Below are 16,034 nucleotides of genomic sequence, written 5' to 3'. Positions count from 1 at the left end.
ACGCAAAGGCGCAGGAATGTGTGCCTTTCCTATGCGTCCGTCATTTCGAGAAGGATGATTCGCCCATGGTGCTAGTCCGACGAAGCTATGTTGAACGTTTCGTTTGGGAATTCATACCAACGCCTACCGGCTTCTAGCTTTTTACAACGGTACATGAGGGGGTTCTTCCAAGATGCTGCGTAGCGCGTTACTCTTTGCGTCTCCGCGTCTTGGCGCCTTTGCGAGAAACCCGCGTACCGCTTTGGGAAAAGCGAGCCGCTTGCGGCGGCGAACCCAACTTGGGCCGGCAGCTGCAGCATCCCCCAACTGGAAAACACCTAAATTGCGGCTCCGTAAAAATCAAAACTCTTAAAGCATGAGCTACATTACCGAGATATTCGCCCGCCAGATCCTGGACTCCCGCGGCAACCCCACCGTAGAAGTGGACGTCATCACCGACGAAGGCTCCATGGGCCGTGCGGCCGTTCCGTCCGGCGCGTCTACCGGCGTGCATGAGGCCGTAGAGCTGCGCGATAACGATAAGAGCGTGTATGTGGGCAAAGGCGTGCTGAAAGCCGTGGAGAACGTCAACAAGAAGATCGCCCCCGAGCTGCTCGGACAGGACGCCAGCGACCAGACCGGCATCGACGCCCAGCTCATCGCCCTCGACGGCACCGAAAATAAAGGCAAGCTCGGCGCCAACGCCATGCTCGCCGTGTCGATGGCCGTGGCCAAGGCCGCTGCCCAGGAGGCTTCGCTCCCCCTGTACCGTTATATCGGCGGCACCAACGCCAAGACGCTGCCCGTGCCGATGATGAACATCCTCAACGGCGGCGCGCATGCCGATAACAAGATCGACTTCCAGGAGTTCATGGTGATGCCCGTGGGCGCCAAATCCTTCTCCGAAGGCCTCCGCTGGGGCGTCGAGATCTTCCACGCGCTCAAGACGGTACTGAAGAAGAAAGGCTACTCCACCAACGTGGGCGACGAGGGCGGCTTCGCCCCCAACATCGGCTCCAACGAAGAGGCCATCGAGACGGTGCTGACCGCCATCGAGGCTGCCGGCTACAAGACCGGCTCGCAGATCATGATCGCCATGGACGCCGCCAATTCCGAGCTCTATAAGAACGGCAAATACACCTTCCACAAGTCCGACGGCAAGACCCTCTCTTCCGACGAGCTCGTGAAATACTGGGAGAACTGGGTGAACCAATACCCGATCTGCTCCATCGAGGACGGCATGGCCGAAGACGACTGGGAAGGCTGGAAGAACCTCACCGAAACAGTGGGCAAGCGCGTGCAGCTCGTCGGCGACGACTTGTTCGTGACGAACGTGAAGCGCCTCAAGCAAGGCATCGACACCGGCACCGCCAATGGCCTGCTCGTGAAGGTGAACCAGATCGGCACCATCACCGAAACCATCAATGCCGTAAGCATGGCGCAGCACGCCGGCTACAACACCATCATGAGCCACCGCTCGGGCGAAACGGAGGACAACACCATCGCCGACCTCGCCGTGGCCCTCAACTGCGGCCAGATCAAGACCGGCTCGGCCTCCCGCTCCGACCGCATGGCCAAGTACAACCAGCTTATCCGCATCGAGGAGCTCCTCGGCGAATCGGCGTACTACCCGGGTGCGAGCCTGCGGTTCGGTAAGTAAGCAAGTTGATAAGTTGATTTGTTGATAAGTGAAGGGCCCCGCCGATGGCGGGGCCCTTTGCATGAGAGAAGGAACGCGGATGATGCGGATGGAACGGATAAACACGGATATCTGCGCTAACCCGTAGCATCCGTCCAATCTGCGTTCTTTCTCTTCTACGCCATCGCAACAGAAAGGTTGATGAAACAGTACATACTGTACCGGTTCCAAAGCCACCCGCAGCGATAGCTTTGCGCCATGCAACCCATCGACACCTCCCTCCTCCGCGGCCGCCACCTGTACCTGGCGCTCCTCACCAAAGAATACGAGCCGCAGCTCCGCACCCTCGCGCGCGACGAGCGCCTCTGGGAATTCACGAAGACACTGCTGATCAACGATACCTACGACGCGCAGTTCGATGCCTATATCGCCAAGGCCTACGGCCACGCGGGCGCCGACGGGCAGGCCTTCGTGATCCACCGCACGTCGGACGACGCCGTGATCGGGATGACGCGCTTCTACGACGGCAACGAGGAACACAAGCGCGTCAACATCGGCTATACGTGGTATGTGCCCGAAGTGTGGGGTCAGGTGTACAACAAGGAGTGCAAGCTCCTGCTGCTGCAATACGCCTTCGAGACCTGGGGGCTGCAGCGCGTGGGCTTCGAGGTGGCGCACCAGAACCTCCGCTCGCAGAAAGCGGTAGAGAAGATCGGCGGCACCCGCGAGGGCACCCTCCGCAAGTTCATGCTCCGCCCCGACGGCTCCGTCCGCCACACCGTGCTCTTCTCCATCATCGACGAGGAGTGGCCTGAGAAAAAAGCGAAGCTTTTTTCAATGTGCTGATGGGGTAATGGGAGAATGGGGTAATCCAGAGAAAGAATGCAGACCGCTGTGGTTGAGTACGATCCGTTGGTGCTCATTCTTCTGGCGGACGCTCTTATATTTTTACGCGCGAATGAAATGTGGCTTTTACGATCTGTTTAAGATCGATTAGAACCACCAACGTATTACTGCGACCAAAGCATTCTCCCATCACCCCATTACCCCATCCTCCCATTCCTCTAAATTATTCTCCCATTACCCCATCATCCCATTACCCCATTCCGTACTTTCGTATTACAGAAAGCCTCCACATGAACCCTTTGAAGCGTATCCCCTCCATTCTCCGCAATAAGTTCCTTATTGCCGGCGTCGGCTTTTTGCTGTGGCTGCTCTTCTTTGATCGTAACGACTATTTTACCCAGCAGGCCCGCCGGCAGGAGCTTTCCGACCTGCAGGCCTCCAAGCGGAACTACCAGAAGCAGATCGATACCGAGCGCCGCTTCGCTGAGGACCTCCGCCACGACCCCGCCACCATCGAGCGCCTCGCCCGCGAGAAATACGGCATGAAGCGCGAAAACGAGGACCTCTACCTCGTGCCCGAGGCCAAAAACAATGAACCTTCCGCACAATAAGGGTGTTATCAGATCGTTTAAAGAGCCGTACGACCTAGTCAACCACCACCGTCCGCTTTTTACGAACTAAAAACGCTTTATGTCATTCTACACCCCGGAGGACCTGCTTCGCTATATCTACAAGGAAATGGCACCCGACGAAGCCGCAGCCGTTGACGCCGAGCTGGCCGGCAACTGGGCCCTGCGCGAAAAGCTCGCCGTGCTCCGCTCCGCCCACGACCGCCTCAACAGCATTGTAGAAACGCCCCGCACCGAGACCGTGCTCAACATCCTGCGCTATGCGCAGGCAACCCAGCCCAGCCCCCTGTCCCCCGAAGGGGGAACTAAGGTGGCACAGTCGTTACGGTAGCACCTTTCCCAAAGCATTACCAAGCCCGTTCCGCTTCGCGGAACGGGCTTTTTTAGTACGGAACAGAAAAGGCAGGAGAAGGAAAAGAAGCGTTTTTGAACCGCTAAGAAAAGAAGGAAATAAGGTATTCGCTAAGGAGAAAACGTTTAATGGCTATTTGCCTATTGGTATTTTGTGTTTGGAAAAACATACCTGATCGTACTGGAAAATCATACCGGCAGAAAGAGGCTGCAGTAGCAACGCCTGAAGCTTCGAAAGCACCGGTCCGCGCTCATCGTATAAAATCCGTGAAATCTGCGTTCCTTCTCTCATGTTGCCCATCCTAATTGCTCAGCCCATTCAGCAAGGGGCCCACTTCTTCTTTCCCTGTTCCATTGTTCTCCCACCCCTCCGTAACTTGTGCCCGATGACCAGGCAACAGCGCTTTAATCATATCATCGCCTACTTCGAGGAGGCCATGCCCGACCCGGAAACCGAGCTCCTCTACGACAATCCCTACCAGTTGCTCGTGGCGGTGATCCTCTCGGCGCAGTGCACCGACAAGCGCGTCAACATGCACACCCCGGCCCTCTTCGGGCGGTATCCCGACATCCCCGCCCTGGCCGAGGCCGAATACGACGAGCTCTTCTCCTACATCAAATCCATCTCTTTTCCCGGCAATAAAACGCGCCACCTCATGGGTATGGCGAAAATGGTGCGCGACGATTTCGGCGGAGATATCCCGATGACCGTAGACGAGCTGGTAAAGCTGCCGGGCGTCGGGCGCAAGACCGCCAACGTCATCACCTCCGTGGTCGACAACCAGCCCAATATGGCGGTCGACACCCACGTGTTCCGCGTGTCGGCCCGCCTCGGCCTCACCGTACGTGCCAAAACCCCGCTGGAGACCGAAAAGCAGCTCATCAAGTACGTACCCACGGAGCTCGTGTACAAGTTCCACCACTGGCTCATCCTCCATGGGCGCTACGTGTGCGTGGCCCGCAAGCCGAAGTGCGGCGAGTGCGGACTACGGCCCGTATGTCCCTACTACCTGAAGGTGGTTTCGAAGGGGATGGGATAATGAAAATGTGCTAATGGGGCATACGGTAGGGGCGCCGCTTGGCTTAACACGCATCGGACTCGGCTCAAATGGTGTCAAAGGGGGCTACTATCAGTCAACAATGAGGCGAATGCGCTGCACGACAACCAGTTGGGCCGGGCAACCATCTGTTAAAAGATGCAAAAGGATTTCCGGAAGGAGGATCCCGACTGGTACGCTTCTCCTCTTGTTCATACAATCCACCCCAGCCCTGCAGACCACGTACCTGACATGATGTTCGCCTTCAAGGAAACCGCGCCTGAGCCCGGTCGCAATGAGCGCCTTACCTGACACGATGTCTGGCACTATCGATCGGTTTTCTGCCGCCCACCACCGGACGTATCCTGGTGTCCCCACCCTTAAGTCCTTGCCAATCAACCATCCGCACCGCACAGATCGACCTTCCCCATCAGCACATTAGCACATTACCTGATTAGCACATCAAGATTCTGGCTCAGGTATTGCCCATACAGTGGTGCGGGCCAACTGACTGCCGGCCCAACTCTTTTCTATGCAGCTACAAACAAGCACCACCACCGGCATCGACAGCCGGCTTTCCCTGCAGCCGCTCGTAGCGGTCTTACGCCAGATGATCCGCGAAGGCAAGCCCGGCGCGGCCGCCTTGTACGCCCCCCTCCTTGCCGAGCTCGACACCCACCCTGAACTGCTGGGCCCGCTCGAGACCGCCGACGCCCTCGCCCCGCATGCCGAACTCGTCGACACCCTGCTCTCGACCCTCTTCCCTCCCGGCAGCAGCGCCACCGAAGGCATGTATGCCGTGGCCATGCCTTTCAGCCACGAAACGATCTTCGCCTCCGTGCCCTTCCGCGACCGCTTTATCGCTTCCGGCGACCATTGCATCTCGGAGCCCGACAGCCGCACCGCTACCGGTATTGCCCGCGCCTCGCAGCGTATGGCCTACAACCTCATCCTGCGCCAGTTCTACGGCTGGGACCTCCCCGCCCAGGCGGCCTCCGTGTATCCCTTCGAAGACCCCGAAACCGGCCTTATCCACTACCTCGAGCTCGAGCTCGACGCCCGCTTCGTGCAGGTATCGGTACAGGATGGCTTCACCCTCCCCACCGACTATGCCGTGCAGCGCACCCTCGACTTCGACAACCTGCGCCACACCTTCCCCCTCGAGCAGTTCTGCTTTGAAGGCCTCGTGGTGATCAACGTCGACGATGTTACCTCCGAGCAGGTCATCGCCGAGATCAAGAACACGCTGCTCAACGTGCGCGCCTTCTCCGACGTAACGGTGTACGACGAGCTGCAGCGCCATATCCAGACTTTCCTGGGGCTGCCGCACGTAACGGTGGGCATCACCCCCTTCTTCCGCATCAATGGGCACTACCAGTTCTCGGAGCTGCATTATAAGAACAGCATCCTCTTCCGCAACGCCGAGGTGAAGGCGCAGCGGGCAGCCGTGGCCGCCCGCTGCCAGGTGCTCTTCGCCGGCGCCGCCGGCCCCCTGCTGCTCGGCACCGTGACGCCGCGCGACGGCGAGCGCATCGAGCTCCTTCCGTATTACTACAACCAGGGCGCGCGCTCCCTCATCCTTTGTCCCCTCACCTGCGACGACGGCCAGCTCATCGGCCTCCTCGAGATCTCGAGCGAGGTGGCCGGCTACCTCCGCTACCCCCACCTCGCACGCATCCAGAGCGCGGTGGGCCTCTTCACGCTCGCGCTTGAGAAAAGCATCGAGGCCCTCGCCCAGGAGATCGACCGCACCATCAAGGAGCACTTCACCGCCGTGCAGCCTGCCGTGGAATGGAAGTTCACCGAGGCTGCCTTCAGCTACCTCGAGCAAAGCGCCCACGACGAGGAGTCGGCCTCGCTGCCCGCCATCACCTTCCCCGAGGTGTACCCGCTGTACGCGCAGATCGACGTGCGCAACTCATCGCAGGAGCGCAGCACCGCCATCCGCCGCGACCTCGTAGAGCAGCTGGAAAGCGCGCGCGACGTGCTGGGGGCCGCGGGCCGCATCGACTTCCCGCTGCTGAAGGCCGTCCGCTTCAAGATCAGCCAGTACCTCGACGCCATCCACGACAACCTGCTCTCCGACGACGAGATGCAGATCTACGACTTCCTGCAGGGCGAGCTGCAGGCCCTCATGGAGCACCTCCGTAGTGCCCGCCCCGAGCTCGCCGCCGGCATCAACGGCTACCTCGAAAGCATCGACCCCGATAAGAAGATCCTCTACCGCCACCGGCGCGCCTACGAGGAAAGCATCACGCGCATCAATGAGGCGCTCGAGCGCTTTATCGACAAGGAGCAGGCGCAGATGCAAAAGATCTACCCGCACTACTTCGAGCGCTACGTCACCGACGGCATCGAGTTCAACATGTACGTGGGACAGTCGCTCGCGCCGGAGCAACCCTTTCACGAGATGTATGTGAGCAACCTGAAGCTGTGGCAGTTCACCCTGCTGGCCAAGGCGGCGCTGCTGGCGCAGGTGCTCGAGAAGCGCCTTCCGCTGCCGCTGCGCACCACCCAGCTCATCCTCGCCCACAGCGTGCCCATCTCCATCTCGTTCCGCCGCAAGGAGCGCAAGTTCGACGTCGACGGCGCCTACAACATCCGCTACGAGATCGTGAAGAAGCGCATCGACAAAGTGCATACCCGCGCGGGCGAGCGCCTCACACAGCCAGGCACCATCGCCATCGTATACTCTCAGCAGAAGGAGCTGCACGAATACCTCGGCTACGTGGAGTACCTGCGCAGCGAGGGCCTCGTGGAGGGCGATCCCGAGTTCCTCGACCTCGAGGAGCTCCAGGGCGTCAGCGGCCTTAAGGCGATGCGGGTGCGGGTGCAGCCCCAGGATCAGACGGCGCCCGTGTTTAAAAGAACGGGAAGCGAGATCAATGCGGGATAGGCAAGGCAGAAAAGGAGAAGAAGTGTTTTTTTAACCACTAAGAAAAGAAGGAGCTAAGGGTTTCGCTAAGAAGTACTCGTCTATTGGTCTAGTTGTAAACTGGTAAGGTCGCCTTGGGGACACAATATTTCAACGAGCAGGAGTCACGAGGTGCCAGGCGGACATGGTCGCTTACTTCCCTGTTCCATTGTTCTCCTAAACCACCGGGAACATCCTGTTCCTCCGACCCATAAATCTGAGATCCTCACATCCAACATCTGAGATCAAGAGAAAGGTCCTGCTGACGCAGGACCTTTCTCTTAGCGAATACCTTGGCCGCTTCTTTTCTTAGCGGTAAGAATCCCTTATCAAACTTCGGTCCCCTTAAAAGGGAAAGCCAAAGGTCAACAGCGGCATGCCTTTCTTTTCTTCCTGGCTGAAGGCCATCATGCCCGTGAGCACGAAGCGCTTTACCGGGGCCACCCAGATGCCTCCGCCGTAGCCGGCATACCAGCCGCGGGGCTTTACATCGCCGTACTTCACCTGTCCCACGTCGAAGAAGCCGAGGAGGCCGATGGCGCCGGGGAAGAGGTAGGTGCGGAAGTTGGCGAGCTGGAAGCGCAGCTCGTTCTGCAGGTAGAGCACCGACTGGCCGGCGAAGCGGTCGCGGCGGTAGCCCCGCAGGTTGTTGATCCCCGAGAGGTAATAGGCCTGCGGGATCTCGATGTCGTCGCCGAACACCTTGCCCCACCCGAAGCGGGTGCCCAGCACAAAGCGCGGGAGCTCGAAGAGGCTCGAGAAGAGGCGCATATCGAGGTCGGCGCGCACCACGTTGTGCGCATGCTGGCTGAGCCCGATGAGCGGCCGCACGTTGAAATCCATGGCCAGGCCGCGCGTGGGGATGATGCGGTTGTTCTGCGAGTTGATGTCGAGGCGGAAGTGCGGGCCCACGAAGTACTTCTCCTTGTACAGGTCCGAATAATCCACGCCCGGGATATTGGGCTCGTCGATGAAGTGCAGCTTGTTCTGCTCCTCCTTCACCCGGAAGTACTGGAAGGTAAGGCCGTAGCTGATCCGCATCCACGACTGCAGCTGGCGGCGCGCCAGCACCGACAGGTCGGCGATGTCGTAGCGGATGCGGTAGTACCGGTCGATCGCCTTCTGGCGGTTGTAGGGCGTATTGTTGCCGAAGCCGAAGAAGTTAGTGACGTTGACCGGGGCGCGGATGTCGGCGCGCACGATGAGGTCTTTGTGGCCGAGCGCCTGCGTGAAGTCGCCCTCGTAGCGGAAGCGGAACGAGGAGGTGCGCAGGGCGTGCTGGCCCAGGAAGTAGTGCCGCGCGCGGAAGGGCTCCTTACGGAATCCCTGGCGCATCATCTCGAAGCTGGTGCCGATGAAGAACCCGTCGTCCATGTTATAGGCAACCGATACGCCCGGGCGGTTGTAGTTATACTTGAATCCGAGGCGATTGTAGCGGTTCACGTTCGGGTCGCGGCTGAGGCGGTTGTGGCCATCGCTGATGCCGCTGAGGTAGTTCTGCTCGAAGGTGGCGTCGTAGATGCGGAGCGCGCCGCCCGACGCCGTGTTCACGAACGAGTCCTTACCCGAGCCACCGATGATGCGCACCTTGATGGGCGAGCGCTCGCCCTCGATGATGAAGCGGTCGTCGTCGTTGAGGCCGTAGAGGCGTATCTCGTCGGTCACCTTCGGCTCGAAGGTGCGGTCGTACATGGGCGTGGCGAGTCGGTTCTGCTTGTCGATCTTATGCACCGTCACGCGCACCGTCTTGTCGGCGTTCTTCGTCACCCGGAACTCTTCGCGCTGGTTGGAGCCCACTACGTCTACATGGTGCGACAGGAATCGGTAGTACTCCATCATGTCGTCGCGGAAGTATTGGCGGCGCTGTTTCAGGGTCTCTACGATCTCGTTCTTGCGGGCGTTGTGCACCTCCAGGGGCTGGGTGGCGAGCGCCCTTTCGATCACGCTGTCGGTCATGGCGCTGAGGAAGGTGTCGATGGCGCGCTCCCACTCCGGGGCCGAAAGGTCGGTCATGAAGAAGCGGTCGAAGTTGCGGGCCACGCGGTTGAAGGTGCGGATGTTTTCGGCTTTCGCGCGGAAGCCCTGCACCTCGGGCAGGAACCAGGGCTTTTTGGCAAACCAGGGTACGATGCCTTCGTTCTTGAAGAAGGCCTGGTCGTGGTCGCGGGCAATGGGGTAGTAGATCTTGCCCTTGCCGGTGTCGCGGGTGGCCCAGCGCCACTGGTCCTCGTGCCGGTCGAAGTCCATGATGAAGTTGTCGAGGAGGCGGGCGCGGAGCACCACCTGCTGGTCGATGTGCTCGTCGTTGTCGTCGAAGAGGCGGAACACCACGTCGTCGGTGTTATAGGTCTTCTTCACGTTCACCGGCTCGCGCTCCTCGAGGATGGCCAGCACGTCGGAGAAGCCGGCGCGGAAGCGGCCGAGGCGCGGGTCGCTGGGTACGAACACGAGCTTACGCCGGATCTCGGGCAGCCCCACGGCGCGGGCCAGCGGCAGGTAGGCGAGGCCGGCGTATGGATAGGAGGCGGAGATGCCCTGGGCCACCACGTCGCGGGCGAGGGTCTGGCGCAGGTCGGGGGGCAGGGCCGCATCGGGGAACTTCTCGATGCTGCGGAGCGCCCACTCGCGGCCTTCCTTGTCCTCGAGGCGGAGCGAGCGCGTCTGCTTGCCGCCGCCGAGGCGCACGGGCTTCAGGCCACCCTGCTCGGTGCTGAGGTCGAGTACGGGCGCGGCCACGGGCGTGGTCCACTCCTGGCGGTAGTTGCGGCCGCTGAAGAAGCGGCGGAGGCCGCCTTCGCGGAGGTTCTTGTTGGCCGCCACCGATACCGTTTTCGGGTAGGGCTTGAACACGGTATCCACGAGCGCGGGGGCCGCCTTCTTGATCGTAAAGAGGTCCTTGCTGAAGAGGGCGTTCTGCAGGTTGGGGCTCCGCGTGTTGTAGAAGCGGGCCGTCACCTTGCCGCTCTTCGTGATCTCGATGATGCCGAAGCCGTAGTTGAGGTCGGAGAAGAGCAGGTTGTTGTTGGCCTTCTTGACGCGGGTGAGCTCGGCCACGTTGCCGGAAACGATATAGTAAAGACTGTCCTTTTCTTTCTTGAGCAGCTGCGAGCTGTGGTCGTGGCCCGCTACGGCGATGGTGTTGGGGTGACGCTTGAGCACGTCCTCGATGGCCTTGGCCATGGCGCGGTACGTGGGGTGGTTGAAGTCCTGCACGTTGCCGAACACGCCGCGGGCGATGGGGTACACCGAGCCGAGCACGGGTAGCGGGATGTACAGCCCCGGTATCGCCTCCGCGAGCGGGAAGAAGTGCTGCCGCAGCGTATAGGCGCCGCCGTGCACGCCCTGCGAGTAAATGGGATGGTGCGTGGCCACCACTACGAGCTGGTTGGGATGGGTCTCGATGATCTCCTCGAGCTCGGTGGCGAAATCGTCGAGGCTTTTGGCCGAGCAGTTGGAGGCGGGGCCCGGCTTGTCGTGGATGTGGAGGAACCACTGCGTGTCGGTAAGCACGACCACGAGCTGGCTGTCGACCTCGATGGTGATGGGTCCGGGACAGCCGCCACGGGGCCAGGCTTCCACGTTGGAGAGCTGTTGCGAGTTGATGTAATCGACCTGGTTCTGAACGCGGAGCCAGCCGCCGATCTTCCCGTTCATCCAGTCGTGGTTGCCCGGGATGAAGTAGGCTTTTGCCTTCTTGCCGCGGTTGAGCGAGATAAGGTAGTCGATGACCTGCTTCGCCTCCTCGAAATCAGGCTCGCCCTCGGTGGGCAGGCCGAGGGGATAGATGTTGTCGCCGAGCCAGACGGCCATATTACGGGTGTCGTTCCAGTCTACGTGCTGCTTGAGCCAGTCTACTGCGGGGTGCTTGCCGTTGACGAGCTCGCCGGCGTCGCCCAGCAGGAAGATGCGGTGGCGCAGCGAGTCGGTCTGTGCAGTAGCCAGGAGCCCTGCGAGTAATAAAGCCCAGCTGAATAAAATCCTCTTCATCGGTCTTCGGTGTTTATGGTGGGGCGGCGCGGAAGCGCGCTCCCGGTCAGGGTGCGGCGCTGCGGGCTGCCGGTTTGGACGGCTTGGTACGGGCTCCACCCGCCGGGGCCTTGTCCCCGGTTTTATAGGGCAGGCGGAGCAGGGTGGCTTTACCGAGCTTCGCCTCGTTGGAGATGTACATATCTCCGTTCGTTGCAAAAGCAATGCCCTCGGCCTGGGGGTAAAAGCTGGGGTTGAGGCGGTAAACGGCTTCCACAGTTCCGCGGAGGTCCGTCACCACCAGCAGCATTCCCGCCGACGACAGGATATAGAGGCGGCGCTCGATGGGGTGGATGGCGGCCGCCGAGGGCTTGAACTCGGTGCGGCCGTCCTTCAGGCGCAGGTTCACCTCCTTGAACGAGATGGTGTAGAAGGGCACCGTGTCGAAGCGGCGTGCCGCGAGGTCGAAGCGCCAGGCAGTGCGGATGGCCTGCTTGCTCTCGTCTTTCCGGTTCTTGGTGAGCAGGATGAGGCCGCGGGCGCTGGAATCGTAATAAAGGGTCTCGAAATCCACATCCTTGCTGAGCTCCTCCACGGCCGCGTCCACCGCCGCACCGCTCGTGACGGCCGGGTCCACCCCCTCAGGCGGAAAAAGAAACCGCGTGGTGGTGGCCACCCCCGAGTCGGTGCGGCGTGCTTCGATGAGGGCGCCGTTACTGACGAGCACGAATACCGAGGAGTCCACCTTCACCACGTCTTCGTAGTCGGCCGCCGGACCGATCTCCGGCTCGAAGTAGTCGTCGGCATGCCCGTCTATGTGCACGCGGTACACGCGGCGCTTGTCGTCGGTGATGGCGATGAGCGAGTTCTCGGAGGGAATGTAGTTGATCCCGGAGATCTCGCTGAGCTTCTTTTCAAGGAAGTGGATCTCGGGTCGCGGCAGCACATAGCCGGGCAGCGTGCGCCGCGACCCGAGCATCTGGCAGCCACCCAGGAGGAGCAGGAGGGCCATCGCGGCAACGGCTAGCCGCAGCGGCCGGGCGCTATCTTTGGGCGCGGCTTCGCGATGGCCTTCGATCGTGCTGTGCGGCTCCGCTCGCCGTAGCCTTGGGAAGAGCCCGCCTTCGCTAAAGCTTCGGCGGGCGGAGGCGAGGAATGATATTTTATATAATGGATGGGGCATGATTGTCCGATATTAAAGAAAGAATGGCCATGACGGAAACCCAATTACAAATCCTATCGCGGGCGCAGGCCTATGTAAGCGATCTGTTCCGGCAGAAAGTGAACCCGATGTTCGCGTTTCATAACCTGGGACACACCGAGCAGGTGGTGGCTGCCGCCCAGGAGCTGGCTGCCCATTACCCCCTGAGCGATGAGGATCAGTACGTGCTCCTGCTCGCTGCCTGGTTCCACGATACCGGCTTCAGCAGCGGAAAGGCGGAAGACCACGAGAAAGAGAGCATCCGCCTCGCCACCGGGTTCCTGCAGGGAGAAGGCGTCGAGCCCCACATCGTCCAGCGCGTGTCGTCCTGCATTCAAGCAACGCGCATGCCACAGTCGCCCCTCTCCACCGTGGAAAAGATCCTCTGCGACGCCGACCTCTATCACCTCGGTGCCCCCGACTACAAGAAGATCAACGGGATGCTCCGCGCCGAGCAGGAGGCCTACTTCGGCAAGGAGCTGCCCAAGAAGGAATGGCGGCAGCGCAACATCGAGTTCTTCGAGACGCACCAGTACTTCACCGAGTACGCGCAGCAGCACCGCGAGCCGAAGAAGCAGGAGTGGCTGCGGCAGCTGCGCAAGAAGCAGGGCGATAAAGAAGTGCCGCACACGCAGGCCATGGATGTCTCTCCTTATGTGTTCGATGCCGCCGCCACGGAGCCGCCGTCGAAGGAAGAAAAAGGCGGGGGAGCGGCCGCAGCCGCGGCCCGCAGCGAAAAGGAGCGCGAGCGCTCGGTGCAGACGATGTTCCGCCTCACCTCCGAGAACCACATCAACCTCTCCTCGCAGGCCGACTCCAAGGCAAACATCATGATCTCGGTGAACTCCATCATCATCTCGATCATGTTTTCCGTGCTGCTCGGCCGCCTCGAATACTATCCCCACCTCGCGCTGCCTACGCTGCTGCTGTCGGCCGTGTGCGTGGCCACCATCATCTTCGCCGTACTCGCCACGCGCCCCTACGTCAACAAGGGCACCTTCAGCGAGGACGATATCCGCAACCGCCGCACCAACCTGCTGTTCTTCGGCAACTTCCACCGCATGCAGCTGGAGGAATACAACTGGGCGATGAACGAGCTGCTGAAGGACCGCGACTATATCTACAGCTCCCTCATCAAGGATACCTATTACCTCGGCCTCGTGCTGGCGCGCAAGTACAAGCTGCTGCGCATCTCCTACACCATCTTCATGTACGGGCTCATCGCTGCCGTGCTGGCCTTCATCGGCGCGTATATCTGGGGTGGCGGCGCGTAGCGAATGTGCTAATGGGGTAATATGCTACTGTGCTAATAAGTTCAAAGCCCCGGCGCAAGCGCCGGGGCTTTGTTATGAGTACCCAACGTTTTTCAGGACGAAACAACCCTATACCAGCTTGGCGAATAGCGCTGTCACTTCCGCCTGGTGCTCCGAGGCTACGACCGTAAATACATAGCTGTCCGTGTTGATGTCTAGGAGCACGAGGGCATAGCCTTCCGGCTCGAGCTCCGACTGGTGGATATTCCAGAGCAGGGTGCCGGGATCGCAATCGGGGTCGTCGCCCACTTCCCTGGAGGGTCGAACCGGGATCTCCTTAGCCATCAGGATCTCCGTCACGGCGGTACGGATTTCCTCTTCCCCGGGTTCGTTCCTGTCCACTTCCGCCATCTGGCCGTGCGCCGCCAGGGTATCGATCAGCACGAACTTCGGCGCGAGCGGGAGGTCGGCTGGGAAACGCAGTCCGCGCTCCGCAGGCTTGTAATTCCCGTTGGCATCAAAAAATGATTTCGGATCGTCGAATGCCCGGCCGACAGCTTCCCGGACCTCCTGCCGCACATACTCCCCATGCGCAATGAGTTCGATGAGGCGGAGATAGGACGGGCGATTGGGTGACGGCATTTCGGTTTCCTCCCCGGCCGCCAACCTGCGCATCGCCGCCCGGCGTGCTTCTGCCTTACGGCCCCAGAGCAATCGTGTAAAAAATCCCATATCGACTTGTTTGAGCAGGCTGCGCCCGCAGGTGCCACCCGGTTCCTGAAGATACCTGATCCTCCCGGTTAGCGCTGCCCGACTCAAACTATAAACGCCCCTCCACTGCCTCCTTTACCCGCTGCAGCGCCTTCGGAAACGTCTCGTTGAAATAGCCCGCCGCTTCCTCAGTGGTGCCCACCGTTACGGAGAGCTCGGTGGCGCCGTCCACATCACGCAGGTCGTAGCTTTCGGTGGTGCCGGCCCATACGCCGGGCTCCTGCTCCACGCCGTCTTTGATGGCGCCCTGGTGCACGAAGGCGAGGCGCTCCGGTGCGCGGTGGGCGCCCACGAGGCTCCACATGCCGCTGTTGTTGGGACCCAGAAAGCGAACCCGGCTTCCTTCGCTGAGGTCGCCCTCGTAATACGAGCCCTCGGCGAAGACGGCCGTCCAGTAGCGGTAGCCGGCGTTGCTCCAGAGCGATTCCCAAACGCGGGCGCGCGGGGCGTTGATGTGGATGGAGAAGTCGAGGGTCTGCATGTGCGGCGTGTTGGTGAGCCACAAAGATAGCCGGCCCTACGCTCGCCTGCAGGTGGCGTTTGCGTCAGAAGGAGGGTACTTCGCGCAACGGGCTAGCGCAGGGGAACGGGCTCTACGGTGAAGCCAAGCCGGCGCAGCTCAGCAACAAGGCCGCAGCGGCGCTCGAGGTGTCCGCGGCCAACCGCCACGAAGGTGGGTGCATCGCGGAGCAGGGCGGGCAGCCGCGTCATCCAGTCGGCATTGCGGTCGCGGATCAGCAGCGCTTCCTGCTTTCGGCAATCGTCATCGAGCTTGTATTCATCGGCAAAACCGGCATAACGCTCCGACATTTCGCAGCGCACTGCTTCCAGGCCTTCCTTGCGGTAGAGGGCGAGCCAGGCTGGTGCCGCCTTGCGGAACAGGGGCCAATCCACATGCTTTGTGAGCTGGCCCACGCGCACCAGCTGGAAGGAGTCGGTTTCGAGGTAGACCATCCGCTTTCCTGCCTGGCGCCCGAGGTGCTGGAGGTATTCGTCCATGAAGATGGTATCACGCTTCGAGATCACGGGACATTTCACGAGCGGGTAATAGGCCTGCAGGCGTACGAGCAGCTCGCCCGGCGTAAGGCGCGACAGGTCTACGTTGCGGCGGCGGTTGATGATCGCTTGCAGCAGATCGCGGTCGGCGGGAGAAAGGCTTTCGGCCAGCATCGGCGACGAAGGCCGCGCATGATACAGCCGGCGCTGCTCTACAAGATCCATAGACGTCTCCGTGACTACAACGATGGAAGCTTCGAGTGCAGACCTGATGGCGGGAAAGGAATCGACAAAGGTGTTGCCGAACAGGTGATAGGTGCCGAACAGGTAAGACACATGCTTGCTTTGCGGATCGGTGACCTTCCAGAGGTGCGTGTTCTGCGCCTGCACGGAAAGACACGTAACGCCAAGCAACAGAGCGAGCAGGTTACGCAGCATAAGGGTTACATTAA

At 60.8% G+C, this 16,034-nt stretch carries 12 protein-coding genes; 7 read left to right on the top strand and 5 right to left on the bottom strand.

Annotated elements, in window-relative coordinates:
• Nucleotides 1–355 precede the first annotated feature (355 nt).
• From eno to ABD937_RS00370, 6 genes are all read left to right on the top strand, one after another.
• Nucleotides 356–1,639 (top strand): phosphopyruvate hydratase, encoded by a 1,284-nt coding sequence (gene eno / locus ABD937_RS00395; RefSeq protein ID WP_345252597.1) that lies wholly within the window; start codon nucleotides 356–358, stop codon nucleotides 1,637–1,639.
• Nucleotides 1,640–1,876: 237 nt separating this feature from the next.
• A complete protein-coding gene (locus ABD937_RS00390) occupies nucleotides 1,877–2,464 on the top strand; it encodes a GNAT family N-acetyltransferase (protein ID WP_345252596.1) in 588 nt (195 codons plus the stop codon).
• Nucleotides 2,465–2,754: 290 nt separating this feature from the next.
• Nucleotides 2,755–3,075: an FtsB family cell division protein gene (locus ABD937_RS00385; protein ID WP_345252595.1), complete on the top strand. Its 321-nt coding sequence runs from the start codon at nucleotides 2,755–2,757 to the stop codon at nucleotides 3,073–3,075.
• Nucleotides 3,076–3,154: 79 nt separating this feature from the next.
• Nucleotides 3,155–3,424 carry a hypothetical protein gene (locus ABD937_RS00380; RefSeq protein WP_345252594.1) on the top strand — a complete coding sequence of 90 codons (270 nt, stop codon included), beginning with the start codon at nucleotides 3,155–3,157 and terminating at the stop codon, nucleotides 3,422–3,424.
• A 406-nt stretch (nucleotides 3,425–3,830) separates the two neighbouring features.
• A complete protein-coding gene (gene nth / locus ABD937_RS00375; RefSeq protein ID WP_345252593.1) occupies nucleotides 3,831–4,484 on the top strand; it encodes an endonuclease III in 654 nt (217 codons plus the stop codon).
• Nucleotides 4,485–5,013: 529 nt separating this feature from the next.
• Nucleotides 5,014–7,377: a hypothetical protein gene (locus ABD937_RS00370; RefSeq protein WP_345252592.1), complete on the top strand. Its 2,364-nt coding sequence runs from the start codon at nucleotides 5,014–5,016 to the stop codon at nucleotides 7,375–7,377.
• 363 nt (nucleotides 7,378–7,740) lie between these two features.
• Here ABD937_RS00370 and ABD937_RS00365 read toward each other — a convergent pair whose 3' ends face one another.
• The gene (locus ABD937_RS00365) at nucleotides 7,741–11,382 is read right to left on the bottom strand and encodes a BamA/TamA family outer membrane protein (RefSeq protein ID WP_345252591.1); all 3,642 of its coding nucleotides are present in this window, start codon (nucleotides 11,380–11,382) and stop codon (nucleotides 7,741–7,743) included.
• A gap of 46 nt (nucleotides 11,383–11,428) precedes the next feature.
• Nucleotides 11,429–12,544, bottom strand: coding sequence for a hypothetical protein (locus ABD937_RS00360; RefSeq protein ID WP_345252590.1), 1,116 nt, complete (start codon nucleotides 12,542–12,544; stop codon nucleotides 11,429–11,431).
• Nucleotides 12,545–12,573: 29 nt separating this feature from the next.
• Between ABD937_RS00360 and ABD937_RS00355 the strand changes: the two genes are divergently transcribed.
• Nucleotides 12,574–13,836 carry a Pycsar system effector family protein gene (locus ABD937_RS00355; RefSeq protein ID WP_345252589.1) on the top strand — a complete coding sequence of 421 codons (1,263 nt, stop codon included), beginning with the start codon at nucleotides 12,574–12,576 and terminating at the stop codon, nucleotides 13,834–13,836.
• A gap of 108 nt (nucleotides 13,837–13,944) precedes the next feature.
• On the opposite strand, the gene ABD937_RS00350 is transcribed toward ABD937_RS00355, so the two are convergent.
• The 3 genes from ABD937_RS00350 to ABD937_RS00340 all read right to left on the bottom strand — a co-directional run bounded on the left by ABD937_RS00350 (nucleotide 13,945) and on the right by ABD937_RS00340 (nucleotide 16,020).
• On the bottom strand, nucleotides 13,945–14,547 hold the full coding sequence (locus ABD937_RS00350; protein WP_345252588.1) for a DUF6630 family protein: 603 nt from the start codon (nucleotides 14,545–14,547) through the stop codon (nucleotides 13,945–13,947).
• 88 nt (nucleotides 14,548–14,635) lie between these two features.
• On the bottom strand, nucleotides 14,636–15,067 hold the full coding sequence (locus ABD937_RS00345) for an SRPBCC family protein (protein ID WP_345252587.1): 432 nt from the start codon (nucleotides 15,065–15,067) through the stop codon (nucleotides 14,636–14,638).
• A gap of 92 nt (nucleotides 15,068–15,159) precedes the next feature.
• Entirely contained in the window at nucleotides 15,160–16,020 is an 861-nt protein-coding gene (locus ABD937_RS00340) for a TraB/GumN family protein (protein ID WP_345252586.1), read from the bottom strand.
• Nucleotides 16,021–16,034 lie beyond the last annotated feature (14 nt).

The organism is Flaviaestuariibacter amylovorans (genome assembly GCF_039541815.1).
Classification (GTDB): Bacteria; Bacteroidota; Bacteroidia; order Chitinophagales; family Chitinophagaceae; genus Flavisolibacter; species Flavisolibacter amylovorans.
Note: the sequence above shows the minus strand (reverse complement) of the source record. Positions and strands in the feature narration are given on the sequence as shown.